Origin of the sequence: Myxococcus sp. CA056, assembly GCF_013336715.1 — a bacterium.
GTDB classification, from domain to species: Bacteria; Myxococcota; Myxococcia; order Myxococcales; family Myxococcaceae; genus Myxococcus; species Myxococcus llanfairpwllgwyngyllgogerychwyrndrobwllllantysiliogogogochensis.
In genome coordinates, this window is the sequence record NZ_JABUMT010000018.1 from 137,833 (window position 1) to 162,430 (window position 24,598).

The window sequence follows — 24,598 nt, forward strand, 5'->3', positions numbered from 1 at the left end:
ACCCACGGCGGAGACAGCCTAAGGAGGAGTCGCAGCATCGCCCTTGGGTCCCGTCACGCCACGACGTGGCAGCCAGAGCAATCCCAGGTCGAGCGGCACCGCCTCGAAGGGCTCCTCACGAATCACGACGGGCCCCTCATGAAGGCCCACGCGGTCCCAGCCCCGGTTCCCGCTCCGATAGACTTCGAGGGAACACCGCAACGGATCGATGAGCCATGCATGGCGCACGTCGCTCCGGTGGTACAGCGGCAGCTTGCGAACGCGGTCCGTGCTTCGCGTCGAAGGTGTCAGCACCTCGCAAACCCAGTCGGGAGCCAGCGAGAGCCACGGGGTCTCCGGGTCAGGGGGCTCCGGAACCCGCTCGCGTCGCCAGGCCGCGAGGTCCGGCACCACGACATTCGGCCCCAGATGAATCTCCGGCTCGTCCAGGAACCACCAGCCCCCGGGACCTCCCCGTGCCCAGTCGAAGGGCTGAACGAGCAACGCCCCGAGCAGTGATGCCACGTGCAGATGTCCCACCGCCGGGCGCGGCGACGCGTACAGCAAGCCCTCGACAATCTCCCCCACCCACCCCACCGGCAGCGCTTCGATGTCCTCGTACGTCGCCGGCTTCCGACCCTTGCCCTGTCCCACGCCCACCTCCGTCGATGGAACCTCTGGGATTCCATCCGTAACACCCTACCCTGAAGGGTGTCTACCTCGTACGTAGGCAGTCTACCGGCCGGTCTGACATGTCGGGTCCACCCCGGCCGCCACGTCCCGGAACGCGCGGAGTTACGACGCCGTCTTCCGCTTCTTCGGCTTGGGGACGAACACGTCGCTGCGCGGATGGAACTCGTCGTAGACGGAGCGCAGGCGGGCGCTGTTGACGTGGGTGTAGATCTGCGTGGTGGCCAGGTCCGCGTGTCCGAGCATCTGCTGCACGGCCCTCAAGTCAGCCCCGCGCTCCACCAGATGCGTGGCGAACGAGTGCCGCAGCTTGTGGGGGGACAGGGGCTTGAGGATGCCCGCCTTCAGCGCATACCGCTTGAGCAGCTTCCAGAACCCTTGCCGCGTGAAGCCCGAACCCCGGGGCGTCACGAACAGGGCCCGCGACTCACGCCGACCGAGCATCGCCGGGCGGGAGTTGCCCAGATATTCCTGCGTCTTCTCCACCGCCACGCGCCCCAACGGCACCACGCGCTCCTTGGAGCCCTTGCCCTTCGCCACCAGGTAGCCCGCGCTCAACTGCACGTCGTTGACGCCCAGCCCACACAGCTCGCTGACACGGAGGCCCGTGGCGTACAGCACCTCCAGCATCGCCTTGTCGCGCAGCCCCGCCGGTGTCCGTTCGTCCGGCGCGGCCAGCAACTGCTCCACCTCTTCCAGCGTCAGGAACGACGGCAGCCTCTTCGCCGAGCGCGGCGTGTCCACGTCCTCGGTCGGGTCCTTGTCCGCCAGTCGCTCGGCGACCAGGAAGCGGTGGAAGCTCCGAAGCGCGGCCAGGTGCCTCGCCTGACTGCGCTTGCCCAGCCCGCCCTTGGACAGCGACGACAGGTGCGCCGTCACATCCTCCTGCCGGACCCGCGTCGCATCCTCCACGCCCCGTGCGCGCAGGTCCTCGAAGTAGACGGTGAGATCCGAGGCATAGGCGTCCACCGTCTTGCCGGACAGCCCACGCTCCGCGCGGATGAAGGCGATGAACGCGTCGAGCAATCCTTCCATGCCCCCAGGCTAGCGGAGCCCCGCGCGGAGGCAATCTGGCGACGCACGTGTCACGACACCCAGGCCCCAGGCCAGCCGACCCCACGGGCCCCGAACTCAGGGATGCGGCCCGCCCGCGCCCTCCGTCGACGCGCGCTCCAGCGCCTGCACCACCCACGGCCAGCCCACCAGGATGTTCCCCGGCGAGCGCAGGCAGGCATCCGCCACCGCGAGCACCTCCGCGGGCCGCGAGCGCACCGCCAGCGCCAGGTGCCTGCCCAGGAACGGATGCGGCAGATAGCTCAGGTTGTGGTGGCGCACGGGAACCCACTGCAGCGTCGGACGCCCCGTCCACCGCTCCACGGCGTACGCCACCGCCGAAGCCAGCACCTCCAGCGCGTAGAGCGGCAGCCGGAACGCGCTGACCAGGAAGACCACCAGCGCCGCCGCCGCCACCGCGCCCGCGAAGGACACGTTGGCCTGACGGCTCCACACCAGCATGGGCACCAGGCTGGTGATGATGGCCGCCGTCTGCACCCGCCACACGGACGGGCCTCGTCCACCGGAGATGCTCGCGATGCTCCCCACCGACAGCCCGGACACCATGCCCAGGCAGGCCCCCACCGCGATTCCCGCCCCGCCCCCGAGCACCGGCCCGAAGGCCCCGGCCGCCGTGGCGTGCAGCCCCACCAGCATGGACAGACTGGCCAGCGAGCCCAACATCACCCCGGCCGCGAGTCCCGATACCTGTGCGAGCGCCAGACCCACGGCCGAACAACACAACGCGGACACCGCCCAGCCGCCGCGAAGTGGAATGCCGGCACAGTACAGCCCCAGCCCCACCAGCGCCGTCACCAGCGGCGAGCCCACCACCAACAAGAGCAACATCCGCCGGACATAGAGCCCCGCGGCGCGTCCACCCTCACCTTGCTCTCGCCACAACTGGCCGATGCGCCCCCCTGGCGCGAGGATTCCCGCCGCCCGGAGCCTGTAGTGCAGGTCCACCGGACGAAACAACAGCAGCAATAGCAACCTCACAGGCGAAGGGACTTGGTGTGACATGTCCGTTCGCGCTGGCTCCGCGGCCCCTGATTCCACGGTGGCCCCCCTCTTCTTGTTCGAGTTTCAGTCCTCCAGCCTACCCTTGCCCTGCCGGAGGATTTCAAGCGTATCGCCGATGAGTGAAACCACTGTCGACGGTTCGTTCAACGTCACACCCCCGTCAAGGATGAGCTCCAGCCCGTGGCCGAACTCCTCCTTGATCTCCCGTGCGTCCGTGAGCGGCTCACCCTGAGTATTGCTCACCGACGTCGTCACCAGAGGGCGCCCCAGTGCCCGAGCCAGTTCGCGAGCCAGGGGGGCATCCGGGACCCGGATACCGACCTGCTTCTGCTTGGTCATCATCAAATCGGGCACCAATCGCGTCGCTTCGAGGACGAAGGTAAACGCACCCGGGGTGAGACCCTTCATTGTTCGATACGCGAAATTGCTGACGTGGGCGTAGCGAGCGACGTCCGACAGGTCCGGGCACAGGAAGGACAGGGGCTTCTTCTTGTCGCGCCCCTTGAGCTGGTAGAGCCGCTCGATGGCCCGCTTCGAGCCCAGGTCACAGCCCATGCCGTAGTACGTGTCCGTCGGATAGGCGATGAGCCCGCCGCGCTCGAGCACCTCCACGGCGCGCTGGATGTGGCGCGGTGAGGGGTGCTCCATGTCCACCTCGAGGATGGGTGCGGCCATGATGTCCTTCCTGCCTCCTGCGTGGGGCTGTCGAGCCTACGCGGTTCCCGGCGCCTCGTCCGTCCTGACTTCGCCACTGGCCGTCAGTGCACGTCGCGTGAGCACCGGGCCCACGAGTTCGTGCGCGGTGATCATCGCCACGATGAGCACCTCCACATGCGGGCCGAACGAGGGAAACGTCCTCGACACCAGCGCCGCCAACCCGAACGTCACGCCCGCCTGGGAGATGAGCCCCATCCACAGGTGGCTCTTCAACCGAGGGTCCTCCTTGGGCGCGAAGCGTCGACAAGCGAACCAGATGGCCGCGCCTCGCAGCACGACGAGCAGCAGCGCCGCCGGCCCCACCGTCACCAACGCATCCAGCTTCAGCCCCGCGCCAGCCGCCGCGAAGAAGAGCGCGAACACCGGCAGGCCCGCGCGTTGAATCGCGTGGTGGATGCGCTCACCCTCGCGCTCATCCAGGTTGGCGATGAGCGCCCCGGCCGCCAGCGACACCAGCAGCGGCGACAGGTGCAGGCGCGTGCCACCCTCGGCCGCGGCGAAGGACAGGCCCACCAGGAACAGCGGCAACTCCTGCTTCACGCCCCGCATGTAGACGAGCATCGCCACCGCGAGCAGGCCCCCCACCACCACCGAGCCGAACAGCTCCCACCCCACCCCGCTCAACAGCCCCGCCACGTCCAGGCCGCCGCCGAAGCTCGCGCGCGTGAGTCCCGCCGCCAGCGCGAAGGCCACCATCACGAACAGGTCGCCGATGATGACCAGCGCCATCAGGAACTCGGTGAACGAGCCCCGCGCGCTCGTCTCCTGGACGATGGCGATGGTCACCGTGGGCGAGAACGACACCACCACCGTGGACATCAACGCGCTGACCGCCAGCGCCTGCGGCAGCGTCAGGGGCGCCAGGAAGGGCAACAGGGGCTTGAGCGCGATGGTCGCCCCGAAGCACACGACGAACGTCACGCCACACACGGCCGCGCACAAAAGCGCCACCCGCGCGCCGACACGGCGGATGAGCCCCAGGCGCAGCTCCGTGCCCGCCACCAGCGCGATGAGGCTCACCGCCAGCCCCTTCACCAGGTCCAGGCCCTTCACGCCCTCGCCCGGGATGAAGCCCAGCACATACGGCCCCACCGCCACGCCCACCAACAGATACCCCGTGAGCCGGGGCAACCCCATCCCCTTGGCCACCTTGCCCGCGAACAGGCCGCACAAAAGCAGCGCCCCCGCCGCCAGCGTCACCGGCGTGCCGGAGTCCGCGCGCAACACCTGGGCCCGGCTGATGATGGCCAACAGCCCCATCAACAACAGCAGCCGCAACACCGCGCTCTTCATGTCGCCACCCCCACGTCCGGAGGAGTCACGGGCCGCGGGCGGGGCAACGGCGCGGTGACCTGGCGAAAGGCCTGACCGGCCAACAGCTCGTTCACCACCGCGCCCACCACCACCACGTCCAGCACGCGGCGCGACAGTCCACCCGGAACGAGGAGCTGGTACTCGGCGACCAGACACAACGCGAGGCCGCCCTGGGCGATGAGCGCGTAGCCCACCCGGGGTGGCAGCTCCAACACGCCCTGGGCCAGGCGCTGCGCGAACGTGCCGCCCACCACCTTCCCCAGGAAGCGCAGCCCCACGAAGCCCGGCACCAGCGCCCACGCCGCCCAGTCGCGCGTGTACACCCCGCAGCCGACCAGGAACACCAGCACCAGGAACACCGGCCGCTCCACCCGCCCCAGGGCCCGCGCAACCCGCTCCGTCGTCCGCCCTCCCACCAGCGCCAGCGTCGCCCCGCACGCCACGCCCGCGAGCAGCGCGGACACCCGGAGATACGCCGCGGCGCCGCCCACGAGCGCCACCATTCCCAGCGTCACCGTCGCCAGCTCCGCCGGGTCCTTCAGCGCGTGGGTGAGGTACGCCAGGAGCGCGCCACACAGGATGCCCAGCAGCAGCGCCAGGCACACCAGCCCCAGCCCCTCGCCCACCGTGGGCGCCGCGCCCAGGAGCAGCGCCAGGGCCAGCACCACGAGACCCACCGCGTCATCCAGCATCGTCAGCAGCGCCACGCCCAGGCCCCGCGCGCGGTCCATCCGCCCACCCCGGTACGCCAGCACCGCGAAGTGCCCCGAGGACAGGCTCGCCGCCGCGCCCAGGAGCGACGCGGCTCCCACCGCCGCATGGAACGACGGCCTCAAGGTCAACAGCAGCGGCACGAACAACGGCACCGCCACGAAGAGGAACGCCGTCCCCGCGTGCGCCAGCGCCGCCGAGTACACCGGCCGGGGCAACAGCCGCAGCAGCCGGGGCTCCAGATTCAACCCCAGGATGACGCCCGCGGTGCCCAGCCCCAGCGCCATCACCGGCCGCAAGAGGCGCAGGTCCTCCACCGACAACACCCCCACCACCGACGGCCCCAGCACGACGCCGAAGAGCAGGAACAGGAACCCGCCCGCCGCCAGCCGCGCCAGCGCCGGGAATCGCGCGGAGTCCAACGCCGGACTCGAAGCGAGCAGGGACAGCGCCGCGATGGCGAGAAAGACGAGCAGCGCTTGCACGAGACTTGCTTACACCGGCCGCGACTTCACGTCACGAGCGGCGGTGGGTCGGCGCGGCGATCACCGGCAGGGCGACCAGGCGGCCCATGGGTGGATCGTCCGCATCCATCTCCAGTTGCACGCGTTGAATCATCCGCTCCATCTCCTCGGCGGAGACGGCGGGCAACATGCTCACCAGCAACACGCGGTCTTCGTCCGCGCCCAGGGCCAGACTTCGCAGCCCCGCGAACACGGGCACCTCGGCGGACAACGCCGCGGCCGCGCTCCGAGCTCGGACCACCAGCGGCTCCGGGATTCCAAACTCCCGGAGCCGACGGATGGCTCGCTCGGTCCCTTCCATCTGCTCGAGGAACGTGATGACCAGGTACACGCGGCCGTCTTAGCGGGTCCGCGCGCCAGGCGCCACGCTACTCGTTCTGGCCGGGGCCCGCCGTCTCACCGGAAGGAGCCGCCGGGGTCGCAGGAGTCGTTGGAGTCGTCGGTGCGGCTCCCTCTTGCGCCGGTGCCGCGCCTTCCTGGGCCGCCATCGCCGCACGAGCCGCGCGCTTGCCCTCCTCGATGAGCTTCTTCACCTTCTGCCCACCCTTGCGGCCAATCTCCTCGTAGAAGTTCGGCCCGCGGGTGGCCTTGACGCGGTCCCCGCCCTTCTTGCCGATCTCCTCGTAGAACTTCGCGCCGCGCTCGGCTTTCACCGTCTCGCCGCCCTTGCGGCCGATCTCCTCGTAGAACGAGCGACCCCGCTCGGCCTTCACCGTGGCTCCGCCCTTGCGACCGATGGTCTCGTAGAACTCGCGACCCCGCTCGTTTCGGACCGTCTCTCCACCCTTACGTCCCGCCTCGGCCACCGTCATGCTGCCCTTGTTGTCTTTGTCCGACATTGCGCCCTCTCCTCTCTTGGCTGCCTGCCCCCATCCCGCGCCTCGATGCCCCTTGCCTGAAACCTTGGGACGGAAGCGCCCCGATGCAAGCAAGCTCCGTACACCGCCAGCCGTTCTCGCCTGACCCACCACACCAAAACCCCAATGGTTTCATGCAGTTGGACAAGCTCGCCCTGCTTACTTTCCGGGCGGAGGCATGCCCGGCAGGACGCTCTCTTGTTGAAAACAATTCCCTCTGCATTGCCGATTCCCGGACCGGCACTCACCTTCATGCCCGCGGCGCGCGCTTCAGGGCGCCCGAGGGAGGCGTTGCGTGGCGCAGGTGGCGAAGACATGGCTCCGAGTCCTGGCACCGATGCTCGTGTCCGTCGGTGGACTGTTGATGCTCCGTCTGCTCGGACCGGACTTCATCGATCAGCGCTACATCGCGGATCTGCTGTCCCCTCTGGGTAAAGCCGCGCCGTTGGCCTACATCGCGTTTCTTGCCGTGCGCCCCCTGACGCTACTGCCCGGGCAGCTCTTGACCGCCGTGGGCGGAATGATGTTCGGGACGCTCGCAGCGACCCTCTATTCACTAACGGGCAGCTTCCTGTCTGCCATGTTGCTCTTCGTGCTGGCACGCAAGCTGGGGACTCGGCCGATGAAGCGCCTGGCTGGGGGCAAATATCCAGCGCTGGTGCGCGCGGCCAAGCGCCACGATTTCCTCTTCGCCTTCATGGCGTGCATCAACCCGCTGTGTCCCACCGACGTCATGCTGGTGGCCGCCGCGGCGAGTGGCGCGCGGTTCTGGCCCTCGGTCGCGGGCGTGATGTTGGGCACCATTCCAGGGACCTTTCTCACCGCGCAGTTCGGCAGTGGGCTGGCCCAGGGGCGCACGGTGATGACCGCGGTGTCCGCCGCCGGTCTCGTCGTCTCGCTGGTGCTGGGCGTCTTCATCGGGCGTCGTTTCTACAAGGAGCTCACCGAGGAGTCGGGGGCCACCTCGCCCGAATCAGATGCGCGAGACGAGACAACGGTTCCCGGCCTCGGCGGCTCGACGACGATGCCGCGCACGCCCCCGAAGAGCGATGGTGTTCCAGCCACCTGGTGACGCCGCGCGACGCGGACACCCGCGAGGCATCAAAGGTTCCCCTCAATCCGTGTCGTTCGTCGGCTTCGACCCGCGCGTCGTCTCGCGAGTGAGTCACGCGGCGACGGCCGGGAGGCCGCGCGGGTTCTTCACGGCCTCCCGGTGGTGACGACGCGACGTCAGTCGAAGCGGCTGGTGAGCTTCACGGACCACTCGCGCAGCGTGCCGCTCCCCTGCCCCGCGGGGTTGGAGATGTGCAGCGTCCACTTGCCGTTGAGGGTCCCATCGCGCGGGATTCCACGCGTCACCGGGATGCGGGACGGGGGCCTGCCCTCGGTGGGCCCGTTCCACAGCAGGGCCGTCTCACCACCCGGGTCCTCCAGTGTCAGCACCAGGTTGGACGACGAGGAGTGCAGCAGGTCCAGCACCACGGTGATGTCCTCGGGCACGGTGGCGAGGCCCACCACGCCGACCACCGACACCAGTTGCACCGTCGAGCCAGGCAGCGCCAGGTCCGAGTAGTTCGTGAAGGTGCCCGCCATCCACGCCGGACGGCAGATGCCCTCGGGAGAGCCGGACTCGGAGCCCGAGCACACCAGCCCCGGCTGGCACGGACGCATCACCGAGCAGCTGTCGCTGTCACCCGCGATCGGCGCGTTGCTCCGGCAGCGCCCGTAGGCGATGGGGCCTCCGAACGCCAACCCCTGACACGACAGGCCGGCCTGACACGTCGCCGGGCCCGTGCATGGATCACCGTCGGGAGCCAGGGCGACATGATTCTTGAGCCCCTGGAGCGCGGCGCCATTCATGAACGCCACCCGCGACAGCTCCACGATGTGGTCGATGCGACGCGCGGCGACGATGGCCTGCGCCTGACTCGCGCTCAGTCCCACGGTGTTCTGGAGGGCCGCCAGGCTCTCCGTGTTCGCCGCGGCGACGACCCGCCGGGCCTCGGCGAGGTTGAAGGCCACGCCGTGGAAGGTGCCCACCTGCTCGTCCAGGGGCATCTCCACGCGGCCCGTCCCACGGACGTAGGCCTCCAGCGTGGCCAGCGCGGCCGGGCCCACCTGGGCAATCGCATCCACCTGTTCGATGGAGACGTAGTGGCGATCATCCGCCGTGAACTCCACACCGTCCGGACCGTTGCGGTGGGCGATGATGCTCTGCGCGGTGAGCGCGTTGAGCGGAACCTCGAAGTCCAACACCGCCAACGTCGTGGAGCGACTGTTGAGGAAGGCCAGCACCCCGGTGGACGCCGGCGTGCCCGTCGCGAGGGACTGCGCCTGTGTCTCCAGGAGGGCGGGCGCCGCCTCCTCGGAAGGAACGCCACAGCTCAACATCAGGGGAAGAACGGAAAGCGGTATAAACCGCATCAAGTTGTAGGTCATGCTCCCCGTGTACTCCAGGTCTCCGACCCTGTGTCCAACAGAGACGTCACAACCGGGCCCCGAGGGCCTTTCAGGGGGCCTTCAGCCTTGCGGCCGAGATGAAGGCCCCCACGGCGGCGATGAACGTGGCGAAGCTCAGCCAGGGCCCCGCGGGGAGCTGAAGGATGGCCACCAGGCCCCCGAGCACGGAGAGCGAGAGAAAGGCCCGGCGCGCCAGGACCCGGCCCTTGCGCCAATGCCCCGCTGCCACGGTGAAGAGGAACGCGGTGGCCCCCGCGAGGAACTGGAGGCCCAGCACCTTGAGGGACGTGTCCTTCACCAGGCCCACGTAGCCAGTGAACCAGCGCGGCTCGGGTGTGAGCTGAAGGGCCACGGCATCCGGGTGATACATCATCGGGTCGAACGGTCTGTTGACGGGGGCCCCCAGCGTGACGACGGCCACCTGCGCGATGACCACGAGGAACAGCGTCACCAGGATGGTGAGCCACGGCAGACCGGTGCGCTCGCGCTCCCAACGGCGCAGGGCCTCCAGGTGCTGGGGGTCGACCTCGAGTGCGCTCGGATAACCCAGGTCCAGCAAGGCCTTCGTGGCGGCGATGCTCGCGGGCATCTTCTCCGTGCCCAGTCCCACCAGCGCGCCGTCATCCAGGAGCCTGCGCAGCAGCGCCGCGCTCGCGTCGCGCTCGGGCTCCAAGGGGAGTCGGAGCAGGAGCGCATTGAGGTCATCCCCCAGTCGCGCCCCCTCCTCCGCCGATGACGCGGACAGGGCCCGGGGAACCAGGGCCTTGATGCGCTCCGTGGCCGGGGACTCCTCCGCGCCAGCAGGCGCCTGCGCCGTCCTCTGAAGCTCGCCCACGGTGTGCCTCCCACGCCCGCTGACTCCACGGCGCGGAGCCCATCGTAACGAGGGGACACGGATTCGTCACAGCCGGACGGCGACGACACGCTTCTTCACGAATGGAGCACGGGCTCCAACTGCGCCGCGATGCGCGGCGGCATCCGCTCCCCGGGCCCCACTCCGGTGGGCCGCATGATGGCGCGCGCGCGGTCCTCGCCGTGGCGGATGCGCATGCGCGTCATCTCCGGTGAGAAGTCGAGCGTGTCGCCCATGGGCGCCGTCGGCTCGATGACCGTGATGCGGCAATAGACATACGGCTTTCCATCCGGAGCCAGGAGCGTGGTGCCCTGTTCGTGGGCCTGCCTGACCATGTCGTTGATGCGGACGAACACGTCCACGTCGTTCATCAGGATTTCGTTGAGGGTGATGTCGGTGAGGCTTCGCCGGGCCACGTCCAGGATGTTGGAGGGATAGCGCATCGGCTCGATGCGGGACGACGAGCAGGCGATGACGACAATCTCCGTGGGTGCATAGCCGAGCGCATCGCCGAGCGGCGTGACGTTGCGCAGCCCACCGTCGACGATGGCCTGAGGACCGATGGGCTCCCAGATGACGGGCATTGTCGCGCTCTGCCAGACGGCCGGGATGAAGTCGCTCGCATCGCTCGACACCAACTCGTACAGGCCCGAGGTGAGCGAGACGCGGCCCACGTGCGCGGGAATGGCGAAGGGACGTCCGACGAGGTTCCGCTCGACGAGGTCTCTCAGGGGGGTGTTGTCGTAGAACCCCAGCTTGTTGAGCACCCCGAGCCGCAGCGCGACGACGAGCCACGGGAACTTCCGGTACACGTCCGACTCGCGGAGGTTCATCCAGAGGTTCGTGAGTCGCTCATATTCGTTCTGGGCGATGACGGCGGCGTTCAGCGCGCCCACCGACACGCCGAAGACGCGCTCCCATCGGAAGCCATGCACCTCGCGCAGCACCCGCTCCGCGCCCACCTGGAAGGCACCCTTGCCGCCACCACCTGAGAGCACGAGCGTCGCGGGACGATCCGTCATGGCATACCTCGCTGGGGATTCGCGCGAACCGCCCGGAGAAGGCCCATGCCCGCGCATCAGCGGGACGAGATAGGCACGCCCTCTCCCTTCCAGAATCGCCCCGAGGCACGGGCCCGCTGTCCAGCGGTGGGCCCTGGACCCGTACGCGCGTCAGCCCTCGGCGGCCCGCACCGCGAGCATGAAGCGCTGAAGCTTCTCCTCGTCCAGGTGCCCGCCCGTGCGAAGCCCACTGCAGACATCCAGCCCGAACGGGCCCACGGCGCGAATCGCCTCGCCCACGTTCTCCGGCGTGAGGCCGCCAGCCAGGAACACGGGCACCGACACCGCCTCGCGAATGCGCCGACTGAAGGCCCAGTCATGCACGCGTCCGGTGCCGCCCAGCTCCTTCACGGCCAGGGCCGGGTTGCCCGAGTCGAGCAACAAGGCATCCACCTCGCGCGCCACGGCACATGCCTCGTCCACGGAGGCGGCATCGACCACGTGGACCACCTGCACCAGCTTCACCGAGGGCAGCGAGGCCCGCACGTGACGGAGCACCGCGGTGCCCACCCGGTCCACCACCTGCACCGTGTTCACCCGGGTGCGGCGGGCCTGCGCGACGAGACGGTCGGCGTCCTCCTCGCACGTGAGCAGGAAGGTGGAGATGCCAGGGGGCGCCTGGCTGGCCAGTTCCGTGATGAGCCCCTCGTCGATGACACCCGGGCCGCTCGGCATCTTCGACACGAGCCCCAGCGCGGCCGCGCCACAGGACACCGCCAGCCGTGCCTCCTCCCGCGAGGAGATGCAGCACACCTTCACCCGGACATGTCGAACCGGTTCCATTTCCGTCCTCCGCGCCGACGCGCCCGACAGGTATCACGCGCGGACGCCTCCGCACCGCGACAACACGGCGCCCGAGCCGCGCGCCCCGGGACATGAGCGCCCCTGGAATTCACGGGCCGTATGGATCCAGGATGTCGCCCCTGGAGACGAAATGAACCGAAAAACACTGTTCGTGGTCGCACTCCTCGCGGTCCTCGTGGGCGCGGTCCTCTGGTTGCGCGGGAGCCCCGCTCCGGTTGGCACTTCAGCCGCCCCTGCTTTGGATGCACCTCCGCTCGCGAAGGCGCCGACGAGTTCGGGAGCCTCGACGGGGACCACGACGGCCCGGACGCCCACGGCGGAGTCGGGCACGCCCCCCGTCACCGACCCGATGCGCGAGGACGAAGGCACCGTGTACGTCGAGGTCCTCGATGGCACAGGTCCCCTCGCGGGCGCCCACGTCACGCTCTACCTCCAGGGACCGCGTGTCCCGGCGACGGGCCGTCCAGCGTGGTTCATCGCGGGCAAGGGCACCACCGATGCCTCGGGCACGCTTCGACTTCCCGCGCGACCGGGGCACTACCTCATCGCCGCGAAGTCCTCGGGACGCGCCCCCGCTCGCGCGGCCTTCACCCGCCCTCGGGGCGAAGCGCGGACGCAGGTGCGACTGGTGCTCGGGACCGGAGCCATCCTGGAGGGCACCGTCGTGGAGCGCGCGTCCAAGGCGCCCGTGCCCCTCGCGCAGCTCATCCTCACCCCACGCACGCTGCTGTCCTCGGCCGCCAGGGACACCGCCTTCGTTCCCGAGGAGGAGCGCTACGTCACCTCCGCCGATGCGCGCGGCGTCTTCCGCGCCGAGGGCCTCGCGCCCGGTGAGTACCAGCTCGAAGCCCTCGCTCCGGGACATGCCGCCAGACGACTCGCGCGGGTCCTGGTCCCCACCTCGGGACTCCTCGTCGAGCTGGACGGGTCGGCCTTCATCGAGGGCTTCGTGGAGCTTCCGGATGGCAAGCCCGCGCCCGGAGCACGCATCACCGCGACCGGTATGGGCGAGACGCTCGAAGCCGAGTCGAGCGCGGGCGGTGGCTTCTCGCTCGACGTCCCGCCCGGCGTCTATCGCGTCACCGCCCGACATGGAGACCTGACGGGCACGGCCCCCGAGCGCGTCGTCGTGGGCGCGGGGATGACGGTGCGTGACGTGCGCATCCGCCTGGGGACGGCGGCCTCGCTCTCGGGAGTCGTGCGTCGCAAGGGCACCGGAGAGCCCATCGCCGGCGCGAACATCTCCCTCACACCGAGCGCCCTGGCCTTCTCGTTCGACGCGGCGCCCGCCGAGGTCGGCAGCGCGCTCTCCGGCGCGGACGGACGGTTCCAGGTGGGCAGCCTCGCCCCGGGTGCGTACACCGTGAATGTCCAGGCCAGGGGCTTCCGCTCGCTCAAGCGCGACGGCGTCACCGTGCTCGACGGGCAGCGCTTCGAGTTGCTCGCGGAGCTGGATGCGAATGGGCGAATCGAAGGCACGGTGGTGGATGAGCAGGGAAAGCCGCTCGCGGGCATCCACGCCACGCCCGAGCGGCGCTGGCGCATGGCCCCCGTGGAAGGCGCCCTGACGGCGGTGACGGATGCCCAAGGTGCCTTCACACTCGAAGATGTCCCGCCCGGGGAGATCCACGTGGCGGTCAAGCATCCTGGAAGCCAGACGCACGTGCGCGAGCGGGTGATGGTGAACCCCGGGAAGACAAGCCAGGTCCGCATCCAGTTGTCGAGCGAAGGCACACTCGAGGGGACCGTCAAGATGGAGGACGGACGCGCTCCAACGGGCCCCGTCACCGTCTACGCGCTGCGGGTCAAGGACGCGCGTACGGAGGCGCACCAGATCTCCGCGGCGGCGGATGGCGCCTGGTCCATGCGCGTTCGCGCGGGCACGTATCACGTCGCAGCGTGGCTCTCCGAGACAGGCAATCAGAGCGGAGACCAGGAGAAGGTGGTGGAGGTGGCCGCCGGCCAGACGCAGCGCGTGGACCTGCGGGTGCGCGAGGCGAAGCGGGCCCTCGCCGTCACGGTGCTCGAACCGAACGGCGCGCCCAGTGTCTCGGCGACCGTCATGGGCAGCGAGGCGGGCCGCAGCGAAATCCTCCTCGAGGACATGACGGATGCCTCGGGACAGGTCCTGCTCGTCGCGGACTCGCTGGGCACCAAGGCCCTGCACATCTGGGCGACCAATGGCGGACGACGGGGTGACCTCCTCTCCGTGCCCGACACGCAGAGGACCCTGGTCATCCAGCTCCAACCCGGCGGGCGACTGGCGGGAGCGGTGCGCTCGGCGGGAGGACGCGACATCGACGGCTTCAAGCTGGTGGTGTCATCGACGAAGAGCGAGGACGACTTCCTCTCGCGTCAGGAGCTGGAGCTCGCGGGCGCTCGCTTCGTCGTCGAGGACGTTCCGGCGGGACAGGTGGCCGTCTCTGTGACGCTGCCGGATGGCCGGGCAGGAAAGGCGGAGGCCACGAGCGTCGCGGGGAAGACCACCCAGGTCGACATCATCGTCGAGGCCGGAGGCGTCATCTCCGGACGGCTGGTCGATGCGACCGGCGCGCCCCTCGCGGCGGCGTTCGTGGATGTGGACGGACTCACCTCTCCCCCCACCGGAGCCGATGGTCGCTTCCGCGTGGAGGATGTCGCGCCGGGTGAGCACCGGCTCATCGCGTGGAGCCAGAAGACGGAGCGCGCGGAGAAGACCCTCAAGCTGTCCGCGGGCAAGGCGCTGGACGTGGGCGACTGGAAGCTGGGGCCTCCCCGAGTCGAGCCCGGTCGCCTCGGTGTCTTCTTCAGCATGGATGGCGACGAGGTCCTCGTGCGAGGAGTCCAGGACGGCCTTCACGGAGACGCCATCCGCGCGGGGGACGTGGTGCAGGCCATCGACGGGGCCACCGTCGTCACCGCCGGAGAGGCACGCGAGCGGGAGCTGGGCGCACCCGGCAGTCCCGCCACGCTCCTCATCCGCCGCGACACGCGGACCTACCCCATCACCCTCACCCGCGCCCCCTGAGCGGACACCGCCCCCCAGGGTGAGGCCCCGTGCCCCACCCATCCACCACGCGACATCCCGCGACGGGAATCGTCCGGAGCCCGACGACGCCCTCTCACGAACTCCCCGCGAGGCGCTGCGTCGGGCAGCCTCGACCTCCACCATCCTCGGCAAGTCGCGCCACCTCGCGGCCCCGACTCGGGAGGTCCACCGTGGGAGTCCTCGACCTGCTGTTGCGCTGGCCCGTGCTCCGGCAGCTCGCGCGCAAGGACCTCACCGCGCTGGGCGAGACGGCGATGTCCGAGCGCGGCCGGCGGTTGGAGGCGCGCACGGCCCGCGCCGACCGCGTCGTCAAATCCATCTGTCCCTACTGCGCCGTCGGCTGCGGCCAGGACGTGTACGTCAAGGACGAGCGCATCATCGACATCGAAGGGGACACCGACTCGCCCATCTCACGCGGGCGCCTGTGCCCCAAGGGCTCCGCGACATTCCAGCTCGTCACTGGCACCCACCGCGTCCAGCACGTCCTCTACCGTCGCCCCGGCGGCACCGAGTGGGAGCGCATCCCCCTGGAGCGCGCCATGGACATGGTGGCCGAGCGCGTGAAGCACACGCGCGACGCGACGTGGGAGTCCACTGACGTCAACGGGCTGAGCGTCCAGCGCACGCTGGGCATCGCGCACCTGGGTGGCGCGACGCTCGACAACGAGGAGAACTACCTCATCAAGAAGCTCTTCACTTCGCTGGGAATCGTCCAGGTGGAGAACCAGGCTCGAATATGACATTCGTCCACGGTGCCCGGTCTGGGCATCACGCTCGGGCGTGGCGGGGCCACGACCTTCCAGCAGGACCTGCGGAACTCTGACTGCATCCTCATTCAGGGCTCCAACATGGCCGAGTGTCACCCGGTGGGCTTCCAGTGGGTGATGGAGGCCAAGGCCCGGGGCGCGACCATCATCCACGTGGACCCGCGCTTCACGCGCACAAGCGCGATGGCGAACCAGCACGTTCCCATCCGCGTCGGCTCGGACATCGCGTTCCTGGGCGGACTGGTGCGCTACGTCCTGGAGCACGAGCGCTACTTCAAGGAGTACGTCGCCCACTACACCAACGCCGCCAACCTCGTCCGCGAGGACTTCCAGGACACCGAAGACCTGGACGGCCTCTTCAGCGGCTTCGTGCCCGAGGAGAACAAGTACGACGTCACCTCGTGGGGCTATGAGGGCGTGCGGGGCCCCGCGCCCGCTGCGGGCCACAAGGAGTTGTACGCGGAGCCCGGCGCCGGCGAGGGAGAGCCCCACGCCACGCGGCTCAAGGACGCGGTGAAGGACTTCACGCTCCAGCACCCGCGCTGCGTCTTCCAGGTCCTCCGTCGTCACTTCCAGCGCTACACCCCGGCCATCGTCGCGAAGGTGTGCGGTGTCCCGGAGGAGCAGTTCCTGAAGGTCGCGGAGACGCTCTGCGCCAACTCCGGACGCGAGCGCACCACGGCCTTCTGCTACGCGGTGGGGTGGACACAGCACTCGGTGGGCGTGCAGTACATCCGCACCGCGACCATCCTCCAGCTCCTCCTGGGCAACATCGGACGGCCTGGCGGCGGCATCCTCGCGCTGCGAGGCCACTCGTCCATCCAGGGCTCCACGGACATCCCCACCCTCTTCAATCTGCTGCCCGGCTATCTGCCGATGCCGAACGCCCAGCCGTCCCCGCACCTGGACGACTACCTGAAGTCCCACACGTCGGGCACGGGCTGGTGGAGCAACTTCCCCAAGTACGTCGTCTCGCTGCTGAAGGCGTGGTTCGGTGACGCGGCGACGCGGGAGAATGAGTACGGCTTCCGCCACCTGCCGCGCCTCACTGGCAACCACTCGCACATGCAGACGGTGGCCGACATGGCCGATGGCCGCGTGCGGGGCTACTTCGTCATGGGCGAGAACCCGGCGGTGGGCTCCATGAACGGAGCGCTCCAGCGCAAGGGACTGCGCCAGCTCGACTGGCTGGTGGTGCGCGACTTCACGCTCATCGAGACGGCGGAGTTCTGGCGCACCGCTCCCGAAATCCAGCGCGGCGACGTGAAGACGGAGGACATCCAGACGGAGGTCTTCTTCTTCCCCGCGGCCGCGCACACGGAGAAGGACGGCTCCTTCACCAACACGCAGCGGATGCTCCAGTGGCACCACGCGGCGGTGGAGCCGCGCGAGGACGTGCGCAGCGAGCTTCACTTCATGTTCCACCTGGGCCGTCGGCTGAAGCGCCTGTATGCCGACTCGCGAGAGACGAAGGACCAGGCCCTCCGTGAGCTGACGTGGGACTACCCCACGCGGGGCGCACGGGAAGAGCCTGGCGCGGAGGCCGTCCTCCGGGAGATCAACGGCTACACGCTCCAGGATGGCCGGCCCGTCAGCGGCTTCACGGCGTTGAAGGACGACGGCACCACCGCGTGCGGCTGTTGGATCTACTCCGGAGCCTACGCGGAGGGCGTCAACCAGCCGGCCCGCCGCAAGCCCGGACACGAGCAGACCTGGGTGGCCCCCGAGTGGGGCTGGGCGTGGCCCGCCAACCGACGCATCCTCTACAACCGCGCATCAGCGGATCCCCAGGGACGGCCCTGGAGCGAGCGCAAGAAGTACGTCTGGTGGGACGACGCCCAGCGACGGTGGACCGGCGAGGACGTGCCGGACTTCCTCGTGGACCTGCCACCGGATTACCGCCCACCTCCGGGCGCATCCGGCATGGAGGCCCTGGCGGGCGATGACCCGTTCATCATGCAGGCCGACGGCAAGGCGTGGCTCTTCGCGCCGAGCGGGATGATGGATGGTCCACTGCCCGCGCACTACGAGCCCATGGAGTCGCCCGTGAAGAACGCGCTCTATGGGCAGCAGTGCAACCCGACGCGGCTGGAGTGGTCTCGCAAGGGCAACCCCTATCACCGGGCCTGGGGAGATCCTCGCTACCCGTTCATCCTCACCACGTACCGCCTCACGGAGCACCACACGGCGGGAGGCATGAGCCGCTGGCTGTCGTGGCTGAGCGAGCTTCAGCCGGAACAGTTCTGCGAGGTGTCACCGGAGCTGGCCCGCGAGCGCGGCCTGAGCAACGGAGGCTGGGCGACGCTGCGCACGGCGCGGGGAGACCTGGAGTGCCGGGTGCTCGTCACCGAGCGACTGCGGCCCATGAAGCTCAACGGCACGTCGGTGCATCAGGTGGGCATTCCGTACCACTGGGGCGTGACGGGGCGCATCCGAGGGGACGGCGCGAACGAGCTGCTTCCGCTGGTGGCCGACCCCAACGTGGACATCCAGGAGTCCAAGGCCCTCACCTGCGACGTGGTCGAGGGACGCCAGGCCACGAGGGCCCGAGCCGCCACGGGCACCACCCAACCCGCCCTGCCCGAAGGACTGACACTCCATCGACGCGACAGCCTCCGCGCGGGCGAGGTCGACCACGCGCCCTGGCAGGAGAAGAAGAAGGACGAGGAGCGATAGCCCATGAGCCGCAAGGGATTCTTCACCGACTCGACGGTGTGTATCGGCTGCAAGGCGTGCGAGGTGGCCTGCAAGCAATGGAACCAGCTCCCCGACGACGGTTTCCACTTCACGGGGATGTCCTATGACCAGACCGGAGATCTGGGCTGCTCGACCTGGCGACACGTGGCCTTCGTGGAGCGACCGGTGCCCCTTCCGGGCCACGACACCGGCGTCGGGGACTTCTCGTGGCTGATGGTCTCCGACGTCTGCAAGCACTGCCAGCGGGCCGGGTGTCTGGAGGCCTGTCCCACGGGCGCCATCGTCCGCACCGGGTTCGACACCGTCTACGTGCAACCGGATATCTGCAACGGCTGTGGCTACTGCGTGACGGCGTGTCCCTTCGGAGTCATCGACCGGCGTCCGGATGACGGGCGCGCCTGGAAGTGCACGCTCTGCTACGACCGACTGGGTGAGGGCATGACGCCCGCCTGCGCCAAGGCGTGCCCCACCGAGTCCATCGCCTACGGCGACCTGGACGTGCTGCATGAGCGCGCGGAGAACCGGGTCCGCCAACTGCACGAGCAGGGAATCATCAGCGCGTATCTCTACGGCAAGGACGCGGCGAACCAACCGGGGACGGGTGGGCTCAACGCCTTCTTCCTGCTCGTGGACAAGCCGGAGGTCTACAACCTGCCGCCCGACCCCGTGGTCCCGACGATGAAGGCCCGGGAGGCCTGGGGCGCCGTGGCCGTGGGCGCGCTCGGCATGGCCGCGGTGGCCGTGGGCGCGGTGCTGTTCGGTCGCCGGGGCACACCATGAGTTCGTCAGGGAAAGAGGGGCCGTCGTTCCTCGACACGCTCCAGCGGCGGAGCGACGGACGCAACGTGAACCCTTCGCTGGGGACCCTGCTCGGAGAGGGCGCTCAGCAGCGTGTGACGGACCTGGACGGCGCGAACCCCGCGCGCACGCTGCTGTCGTCGAATCCCTCCCGCTCCGGCGTGGATTCACCCGATGCGCCCAGCTACCACGGGCTCCCGGTCCTCAAGCAGCCGGTCTGGATTGCCACCGTCCCCGCCTATCTGTTCGTGGGCGGCGTCGCTGGCGCGGCGAGCCTCATGGGCCTGGCCATCGATGTGCTCGGCGAGAAGGCCTTGGATCCGCTCGCGAGGCGGTGCCGTCAATTGGGCACCGTCGGTGACATCCTGAGCGCGGGCCTGCTGATCGCGGACCTCGGGCGGCCCGAGCGCTTCCTCCACATGCTGCGCGTGTTCCGGCCGACCTCGCCCATGAGCGTGGGCTCCTGGGTGCTCGCGCTGTCGGGAGGACTGAACACGGTGGGACTGGTGTTGGGACGCTCTCGCGGGGTGCTCGGGGCGGTGGGAAAGGTGTCCGGTTACTCGGCCGCGCTGCTGGGCATGCCGCTCGCGGGCTACACGGCAGTGCTGTTGAACAACACGGCGATACCGCTGTGGCAGGCGACCCGGCGCACCCTGCCCCTGTTCTTCATGGCCTCGGCGACGGCGAGCGCGGGCAGCCTGCTGTCCCTCTTCCCCCACTCGCCGAGAGAGGCGGGGGTGCTGCGTCCGTACCGGCTCGCGGGCAAGGTGGCGGAGCTGGCCATGGGGTACGCGGTGGAGCGCGACGCCCGACGCGCGCCGGAGGTCGCCCGGCCCCTGGACGAGGGCCTGTCGGGGACGCTGTGGAAGGCCTCTCGCGCCTGCTCCCTGGCGGGGCTGGTGGTGGACGCGCTCCCGGGGCGGCGGCGCTGGAAGCAGGTGGCGGCGGACCTGCTGACCACCGCGGGCGCGGTGACGGCCCGCTTCGCCATCTTCCACGGGGGCAAGGCCTCCGCCCGGGACCCGCAGGCCACCTTCAGGCCCCAGCGCCGGGGCCACGGCGCCGCCGAGGTGTCTGGCCATGCCATGGCCTCGGACGGCAAGCCGTTCAGCTTCCCCCTGCCCGTGGTGCGCTGAGCGGCGCGGCGGGTGCCCGACTCCGGGAGTGACCTGCCCCTGGGAAGGGACGCAGAATTTGCACCCAGGGAGAGAAGCCCACGAGGCCCTCCCCTTTGGCCGCGAGGAGCGATACACCTGGGGGAACCATGGCCGAGACCTCTTCTCTGAACATCCCGACTGTCGACCTCGCAGACCTCGCCTCGGGAGATGCGCCTCGCATCGAGCGCGCCGCGATGGCGCTGCGCGAGGCATTTGGTGTCTTCGGTCTCGTCTACATCAAGAATCACGGCGTCGACACTCAGGCGCTCCATCGCTACTACGACGCCTTCGCCGCCTTCATCGCGCGCCCCGCCGAGGAGAAGAAGCCCTACGGCCGAGCCGACCTCTGGTACCAGCGCGGCTGGACGCCGCCGAACACCGAGGTCGCCGTCGCCGGCAACGGCCAGCCAGACTTCAAGGAGTGCTACTTCGTCGCGCCCTACCCCAACGACGAGGTGGCGGCGATGGAGTTCCCGGAGCTGTATCCGGAGAACGTGTGGCCCTCGGATGCGCCCGCGTACTTCCAGGAAGGCATCATGACCCTGGGCCGCTCGCTCCACGAGGCGGGCCTCCAGTTGCTGCGCGGCTCGGCCATGGCCCTGGGACTCCCCACGGACACCTTCACGTCCCTCTGCGAGAAGGCCCCGCACATCACCCGCGCGCTCCAGTACCTGTCGCTCAAGCCGGAGCAGGTGAACACGGACATCGTCTGGGGCGAGGAGCACACGGACTTCAACCTCCTCACGCTGCTGCCCGGTGGGCGGTTTCTCGGCCCCGACGGGAAGGCGGCGCCGAGCCCCGACGACAAGAGCGGCCTGTATCTGCGCACGCGCGCGACTCCCGAGGAGCCGCAGGGCCACAAGGTGCGTGGCACCGCGCCCGCGGGCTGCATCGTGGCGCAGGTGGGCCAGCAGTTGGAGATCCTCACGGGCGGCACGTTCCTCGCGACGCCTCACGTCATCACCGCGCCGGGCGTCTCCGGCTGGCAGCGCCAGTCCGCCGCGCACTTCATCCACGTGCACACCAGCAAGGTCCTCTTCCCGCTGGAGAAGTTCCGTACGCCCACGGCGATCCGGAGCTACGCGCCCCCTGTCCTCACGGGCACGTACGACATCAAGACGCTGGTCGACATCGGCCTCGCGCCGCCGCACGCGCTCGACAAGCTGGGTTACCGGCACTACGACCGGCTCAACCGCCAGCGTTCGGGCGAGTAGACTTCGCGTCTGTCATTGGGTAATCACAGACAAATAAATCCCTGACTTGATAGCGATTGCTTCGGGGGCGCGGTGTAATCGCGCTCCCGTCGAGAGCGCTTGTCCTGACGGCTCGACGCCCTCGACAGGTCGGCCCTCCTGCGTTCGTTGCCCTGCGAGCATGGGTACAGAAATGCCTGAGGATGCGTTCAGGTAGGCACTGCACGCCAACCTGGGCCAGAACCCTAATGCTGATGGGGTCGGCAATGCCTGAAGACGCGTTCATGTAGGCATTGCCCTTCATTTCGAGCGAGACCCCGTGACGAGGTGGAGCCAGACATCTGTTCAGGTGGGCGTCGCCCCCGATATCACCGGCGGATGCGACAGTTCGCCTGGCCAGAACAGGCCACTGGACTCACTGAACATGAGGGCATGTAGGCATTGCCGTTCACTGAGCCGCGTGGGCCTGAATCCGCCATCGCGAGCGCCTCTGAAAAATGAAGGGAGCCTTCGGCACGACAGTGTTCGGGCGGGACAGGACTCATGGACCCGCGTGTGAGCCTGCCAGCCCACGGCATGTGCTTCGCTGCGGCCATCCCCACGTCGGGGTGGTTGGACAAGGAGGTATCAGGTGGAGACCCAGGTGACTGAAATCGCGCCGAATATCTATCGGCTGTCCACCTACGTCAGCAGCTCCAACATTCTCTTCAACCAGTTCCTCATCGAGGCTGAGGAGCCATTGCTGTTCCATCTGGGGCCGCGGGCGCTGTTCCCCTCGGTATCGGCCGCGGTACAGCGGGTGCTCCCGCCCGAGCGGCTGCGCTGGCTCACCTTCGGGCATGTCGAGGCAGACGAGTGCGGGGCGATGAACTCCTGGCTGGCCACCGCGCCGCATGCCCAGGTCGCGCATGGGGCACTGGGCTGCCTCGTATCGGTGAACGACCTCGCGGATAGAGCGCCACGCCCGCTCCAGGACGGCGAGGTCCTCGACCTGGGCGGCAAGCGGCTGCGGCGAATCGAGACACCCCACGTGCCGCACGGCTGGGATGCCGGACTGCTCCTCGAGGAGTCGACCGGGACGCTGTTGTGTGGGGACTTGTTCACCGCGCTGGGCGACGCGCCGGCCCTGACGGAACAGGACCTCGTCGGGCCCGCGCTCGCGACCGAGGACCGCGCCCTCGCAACCTGTCTGACTCCCGCGACCGGGCCCACGCTCCGTGCGCTGGCGGCGCTGCGTCCGCGAACGCTCGGCCTCATGCATGGTCCCTCATATGTCGGGGACTGCGCGCAGGCCCTGAACGACCTCGCGGCGGCCTATGACGAGCGGCTCGACGCGGCTGTCGCCCGAATGCGTGGGCCGAGGCATTGACCCGGCCCACCCTTTCGCCACGGCACGAAGCGCCGCTTGTCGCGAGCGTCAGAGCACGCGCATGAATGCGACCAGGTCCTTCTTCTCCTGCTCGTTGAGCCGGGTCTCCAGCACGAGGTTGAAGAACTCCACCGTATCCTCGAGCGTCAAGAGCCGCCCATCATGGAGATAGGGCGGAGACTCCTTGATGCCGCGCAGCGGGAACGTCTTGATGGGGCCGTCCGCGCCCATCATCGCGCCGTTCACCAGGCGTGGCTTGTAGAAGCGCTCCGCCCGCAGGTTGTGCATCAGGTTGTCCGTGTAATACGGCGGCGTGTGACACACGGAGCACTGTGCCTTGCCGAAGAAAAGCGTCTGGCCGCGCACCTCCGACTCGGTGGCCTTCTTCGGGTCCAGCTTCCCGTCGAAGCGCAGCTTGGGCGCGGGAGGGAAGTCGAGGAGCGCTTGAACCTCCGCCATGAAGTGCACCTGGCTGCCTCGCTCCAGGATGTTGACGCCCTTCTTCGTGGCGATGACCGGATCTCCGTCGAAGTAGGCAGCGCGTTGCTCGAACTCGGTGAAGTCCTCCACCGTCTTGAGGGCTCGCTGCGAGCCGAACAGACGCTGGATGTTCACCCCACGGAGGGTCGGCGTCTCGATGCGGTGTCTGAACTCCTGGGGACGGATGTCTCCCACCAGGTGCGTGGCGCCATTGGAGTGGCCATTGACGTGGCAGTCGAAGCACGTCACGCCCCGGCTGGGCAACTCTGAGCGACGGTCAGCGGTCTGATTGAACTGCTGCTGAGGGAACGGCGTGACAAGCAGCCGGAGTCCCTCCAACTGCTTCGGATTCAGGAGGCCGTTGAACAGCTCCTGGACATTCATGATCGTCACCAGCTTGCCTTGCGAGACATCCCCCAGGTCCGGGCGCGTGGTGAGGAAGATGGGCGGAGGGAACTCCGGCAGCAGGTGGTCCGGCAGGTCGAAGTCGAGGTCGAACCGCGTAAGGTCCCTGCCCTCCTGCCGCTTGATTTCATCGATGTGGAACTTGGGGAAGAGCATGCCGCCTTCCGGATGATTCGGATGGGGCAGCGGCATGAGGCCCCCGGGGAAGACGCCCTTCTCGCGGACCGCCTCCGGACTCATGGCGGCGAGGGAGGCCCAGGTGACGCCCTGCGGGAGCTTCACGCGGACGCCTTCCTGGACGGCCTTCCCACGAGACATGGTGACGCCCTGGGCAGGGCGGTTTCCCAGGTCATAGCGCTGTGTGAGCAACTGCTGATGGCGCGCGGTGACCTTGGGCTTCTCCGCCTTCATCCGCGACATGACTTCGGCGAAAGGCTCCGTCTGGTCCACGGGCATATAGCTGGTGAGGCCTCGCCCCGATGTCTCCTGTGCGTCGGCCGCTCCCATGGACATCAGGAGCAACCCCATTCCAGCGACTGTGAGATGCGGACGAATCCAGAACGGCTTCATGTGCGCTCCCTCCGTCTGACATCCAGCGGATTGACGCCCCACCGTCCATGCAAGAGCTATTCGATTTACGCCGCATCCCCCCACATCG

20 protein-coding genes are annotated in these 24,598 nt (G+C 69.0%); 7 read left to right on the forward strand and 13 right to left on the reverse strand.

Annotated features, from left to right (window positions below; translation table 11 throughout):
• Positions 1-18: 18 nt before the first annotated feature.
• The 8 genes from HUA76_RS40075 to HUA76_RS40110 all read right to left on the reverse strand — a co-directional run bounded on the left by HUA76_RS40075 (position 19) and on the right by HUA76_RS40110 (position 6,850).
• Entirely contained in the window at positions 19-639 is a 621-nt protein-coding gene (locus tag HUA76_RS40075) for a Uma2 family endonuclease (RefSeq protein ID WP_174463857.1), read from the reverse strand.
• Positions 640-774: 135 nt separating this feature from the next.
• Entirely contained in the window at positions 775-1,704 is a 930-nt protein-coding gene (xerD, locus tag HUA76_RS40080) for a site-specific tyrosine recombinase XerD (protein WP_141649342.1), read from the reverse strand.
• A 96-nt stretch (positions 1,705-1,800) separates the two neighbouring features.
• Positions 1,801-2,745, reverse strand: coding sequence for a hypothetical protein (locus tag HUA76_RS40085; protein WP_174463858.1), 945 nt, complete (start codon positions 2,743-2,745; stop codon positions 1,801-1,803).
• Between the two features lie 63 nt (positions 2,746-2,808).
• Positions 2,809-3,420, reverse strand: coding sequence for an L-threonylcarbamoyladenylate synthase (locus tag HUA76_RS40090; RefSeq protein ID WP_141649487.1), 612 nt, complete (start codon positions 3,418-3,420; stop codon positions 2,809-2,811).
• A gap of 36 nt (positions 3,421-3,456) precedes the next feature.
• On the reverse strand, positions 3,457-4,755 hold the full coding sequence (locus HUA76_RS40095; RefSeq protein WP_174458348.1) for a cation:proton antiporter: 1,299 nt from the start codon (positions 4,753-4,755) through the stop codon (positions 3,457-3,459).
• Entirely contained in the window at positions 4,752-5,972 is a 1,221-nt protein-coding gene (locus HUA76_RS40100) for a cation:proton antiporter (protein WP_174458347.1), read from the reverse strand. The genes HUA76_RS40095 and HUA76_RS40100 overlap by 4 nt, the downstream gene beginning before the upstream one ends.
• A 31-nt stretch (positions 5,973-6,003) precedes the next feature.
• On the reverse strand, positions 6,004-6,342 hold the full coding sequence (locus HUA76_RS40105) for a hypothetical protein (protein ID WP_141648803.1): 339 nt from the start codon (positions 6,340-6,342) through the stop codon (positions 6,004-6,006).
• A 37-nt stretch (positions 6,343-6,379) separates the two neighbouring features.
• Entirely contained in the window at positions 6,380-6,850 is a 471-nt protein-coding gene (locus HUA76_RS40110) for a general stress protein (protein WP_141648802.1), read from the reverse strand.
• A 313-nt stretch (positions 6,851-7,163) separates the two neighbouring features.
• Here HUA76_RS40110 and HUA76_RS40115 point away from each other — a divergent pair, with 313 nt between their 5' ends.
• The gene (locus HUA76_RS40115; protein ID WP_174463859.1) at positions 7,164-7,940 is read left to right on the forward strand and encodes a VTT domain-containing protein; all 777 of its coding nucleotides are present in this window, start codon (positions 7,164-7,166) and stop codon (positions 7,938-7,940) included.
• A gap of 158 nt (positions 7,941-8,098) precedes the next feature.
• Here HUA76_RS40115 and HUA76_RS40120 read toward each other — a convergent pair whose 3' ends face one another.
• The 4 genes from HUA76_RS40120 to HUA76_RS40135 all read right to left on the reverse strand — a co-directional run bounded on the left by HUA76_RS40120 (position 8,099) and on the right by HUA76_RS40135 (position 12,025).
• Positions 8,099-9,307 carry a proprotein convertase P-domain-containing protein gene (locus HUA76_RS40120; protein ID WP_174463860.1) on the reverse strand — a complete coding sequence of 403 codons (1,209 nt, stop codon included), beginning with the start codon at positions 9,305-9,307 and terminating at the stop codon, positions 8,099-8,101.
• 70 nt (positions 9,308-9,377) lie between these two features.
• The gene (locus tag HUA76_RS40125; protein WP_174463861.1) at positions 9,378-10,163 is read right to left on the reverse strand and encodes a hypothetical protein; all 786 of its coding nucleotides are present in this window, start codon (positions 10,161-10,163) and stop codon (positions 9,378-9,380) included.
• Positions 10,164-10,258: 95 nt separating this feature from the next.
• Positions 10,259-11,203 (reverse strand): patatin-like phospholipase family protein, encoded by a 945-nt coding sequence (locus tag HUA76_RS40130; RefSeq protein ID WP_141648798.1) that lies wholly within the window; start codon positions 11,201-11,203, stop codon positions 10,259-10,261.
• Between the two features lie 150 nt (positions 11,204-11,353).
• Complete coding sequence (locus HUA76_RS40135) at positions 11,354-12,025, reverse strand: phosphoribosylanthranilate isomerase (protein WP_174463862.1); 672 nt, start codon at positions 12,023-12,025, stop codon at positions 11,354-11,356.
• 151 nt (positions 12,026-12,176) lie between these two features.
• On the opposite strand from HUA76_RS40135, the gene HUA76_RS40140 reads away from it, so the two are divergent.
• The 6 genes from HUA76_RS40140 (at position 12,177) to HUA76_RS40170 (ending at position 23,055) form a co-directional block, all read left to right on the forward strand.
• The gene (locus tag HUA76_RS40140) at positions 12,177-15,053 is read left to right on the forward strand and encodes a carboxypeptidase regulatory-like domain-containing protein (RefSeq protein ID WP_174463863.1); all 2,877 of its coding nucleotides are present in this window, start codon (positions 12,177-12,179) and stop codon (positions 15,051-15,053) included.
• 191 nt (positions 15,054-15,244) lie between these two features.
• Entirely contained in the window at positions 15,245-18,517 is a 3,273-nt protein-coding gene (gene fdh, locus HUA76_RS40150) for a formate dehydrogenase (RefSeq protein ID WP_371823587.1), read from the forward strand.
• 3 nt (positions 18,518-18,520) lie between these two features.
• Entirely contained in the window at positions 18,521-19,318 is a 798-nt protein-coding gene (locus tag HUA76_RS40155; RefSeq protein WP_174458340.1) for a 4Fe-4S dicluster domain-containing protein, read from the forward strand.
• Positions 19,315-20,472 carry an NrfD/PsrC family molybdoenzyme membrane anchor subunit gene (gene nrfD, locus HUA76_RS40160; protein WP_174463865.1) on the forward strand — a complete coding sequence of 386 codons (1,158 nt, stop codon included), beginning with the start codon at positions 19,315-19,317 and terminating at the stop codon, positions 20,470-20,472. The genes HUA76_RS40155 and nrfD overlap by 4 nt, the downstream gene beginning before the upstream one ends.
• Positions 20,473-20,600: 128 nt before the next feature.
• Positions 20,601-21,707, forward strand: a complete 1,107-nt coding sequence (locus HUA76_RS40165; protein WP_141647991.1) for an isopenicillin N synthase family oxygenase — start codon at positions 20,601-20,603, stop codon at positions 21,705-21,707.
• A gap of 610 nt (positions 21,708-22,317) precedes the next feature.
• Positions 22,318-23,055, forward strand: coding sequence for an MBL fold metallo-hydrolase (locus HUA76_RS40170; protein WP_174458338.1), 738 nt, complete (start codon positions 22,318-22,320; stop codon positions 23,053-23,055).
• 48 nt (positions 23,056-23,103) lie between these two features.
• Here HUA76_RS40170 and HUA76_RS40175 read toward each other — a convergent pair whose 3' ends face one another.
• Positions 23,104-24,510 carry a cytochrome B6 gene (locus HUA76_RS40175; protein WP_174458337.1) on the reverse strand — a complete coding sequence of 469 codons (1,407 nt, stop codon included), beginning with the start codon at positions 24,508-24,510 and terminating at the stop codon, positions 23,104-23,106.
• Between the last annotated feature and the right edge of the window lie 88 nt (positions 24,511-24,598).

Bases quoted from the DNA above. Each gene is read 5' to 3' on its own strand.
- xerD (WP_141649342.1), bottom strand. From the start codon at position 1,704: ATGGAAGGATTGCTCGACGCGTTCATCGCCTTCATCCGCGCGGAGCGT.
- HUA76_RS40085 (WP_174463858.1), bottom strand. From the start codon at position 2,745: ATGTCACACCAAGTCCCTTCGCCTGTGAGGTTGCTATTGCTGCTGTTG.
- HUA76_RS40090 (WP_141649487.1), bottom strand. From the start codon at position 3,420: ATGGCCGCACCCATCCTCGAGGTGGACATGGAGCACCCCTCACCGCGC.
- HUA76_RS40095 (WP_174458348.1), bottom strand. From the start codon at position 4,755: ATGAAGAGCGCGGTGTTGCGGCTGCTGTTGTTGATGGGGCTGTTGGCC.
- HUA76_RS40110 (WP_141648802.1), bottom strand. From the start codon at position 6,850: ATGTCGGACAAAGACAACAAGGGCAGCATGACGGTGGCCGAGGCGGGA.
- HUA76_RS40120 (WP_174463860.1), bottom strand. From the start codon at position 9,307: ATGACCTACAACTTGATGCGGTTTATACCGCTTTCCGTTCTTCCCCTG.
- HUA76_RS40130 (WP_141648798.1), bottom strand. From the start codon at position 11,203: ATGACGGATCGTCCCGCGACGCTCGTGCTCTCAGGTGGTGGCGGCAAG.
- HUA76_RS40135 (WP_174463862.1), bottom strand. From the start codon at position 12,025: ATGGAACCGGTTCGACATGTCCGGGTGAAGGTGTGCTGCATCTCCTCG.
- HUA76_RS40140 (WP_174463863.1), top strand. From the start codon at position 12,177: ATGAACCGAAAAACACTGTTCGTGGTCGCACTCCTCGCGGTCCTCGTG.
- HUA76_RS40155 (WP_174458340.1), top strand. From the start codon at position 18,521: ATGAGCCGCAAGGGATTCTTCACCGACTCGACGGTGTGTATCGGCTGC.
- nrfD (WP_174463865.1), top strand. From the start codon at position 19,315: ATGAGTTCGTCAGGGAAAGAGGGGCCGTCGTTCCTCGACACGCTCCAG.
- HUA76_RS40165 (WP_141647991.1), top strand. From the start codon at position 20,601: ATGGCCGAGACCTCTTCTCTGAACATCCCGACTGTCGACCTCGCAGAC.
- HUA76_RS40175 (WP_174458337.1), bottom strand. From the start codon at position 24,510: ATGAAGCCGTTCTGGATTCGTCCGCATCTCACAGTCGCTGGAATGGGG.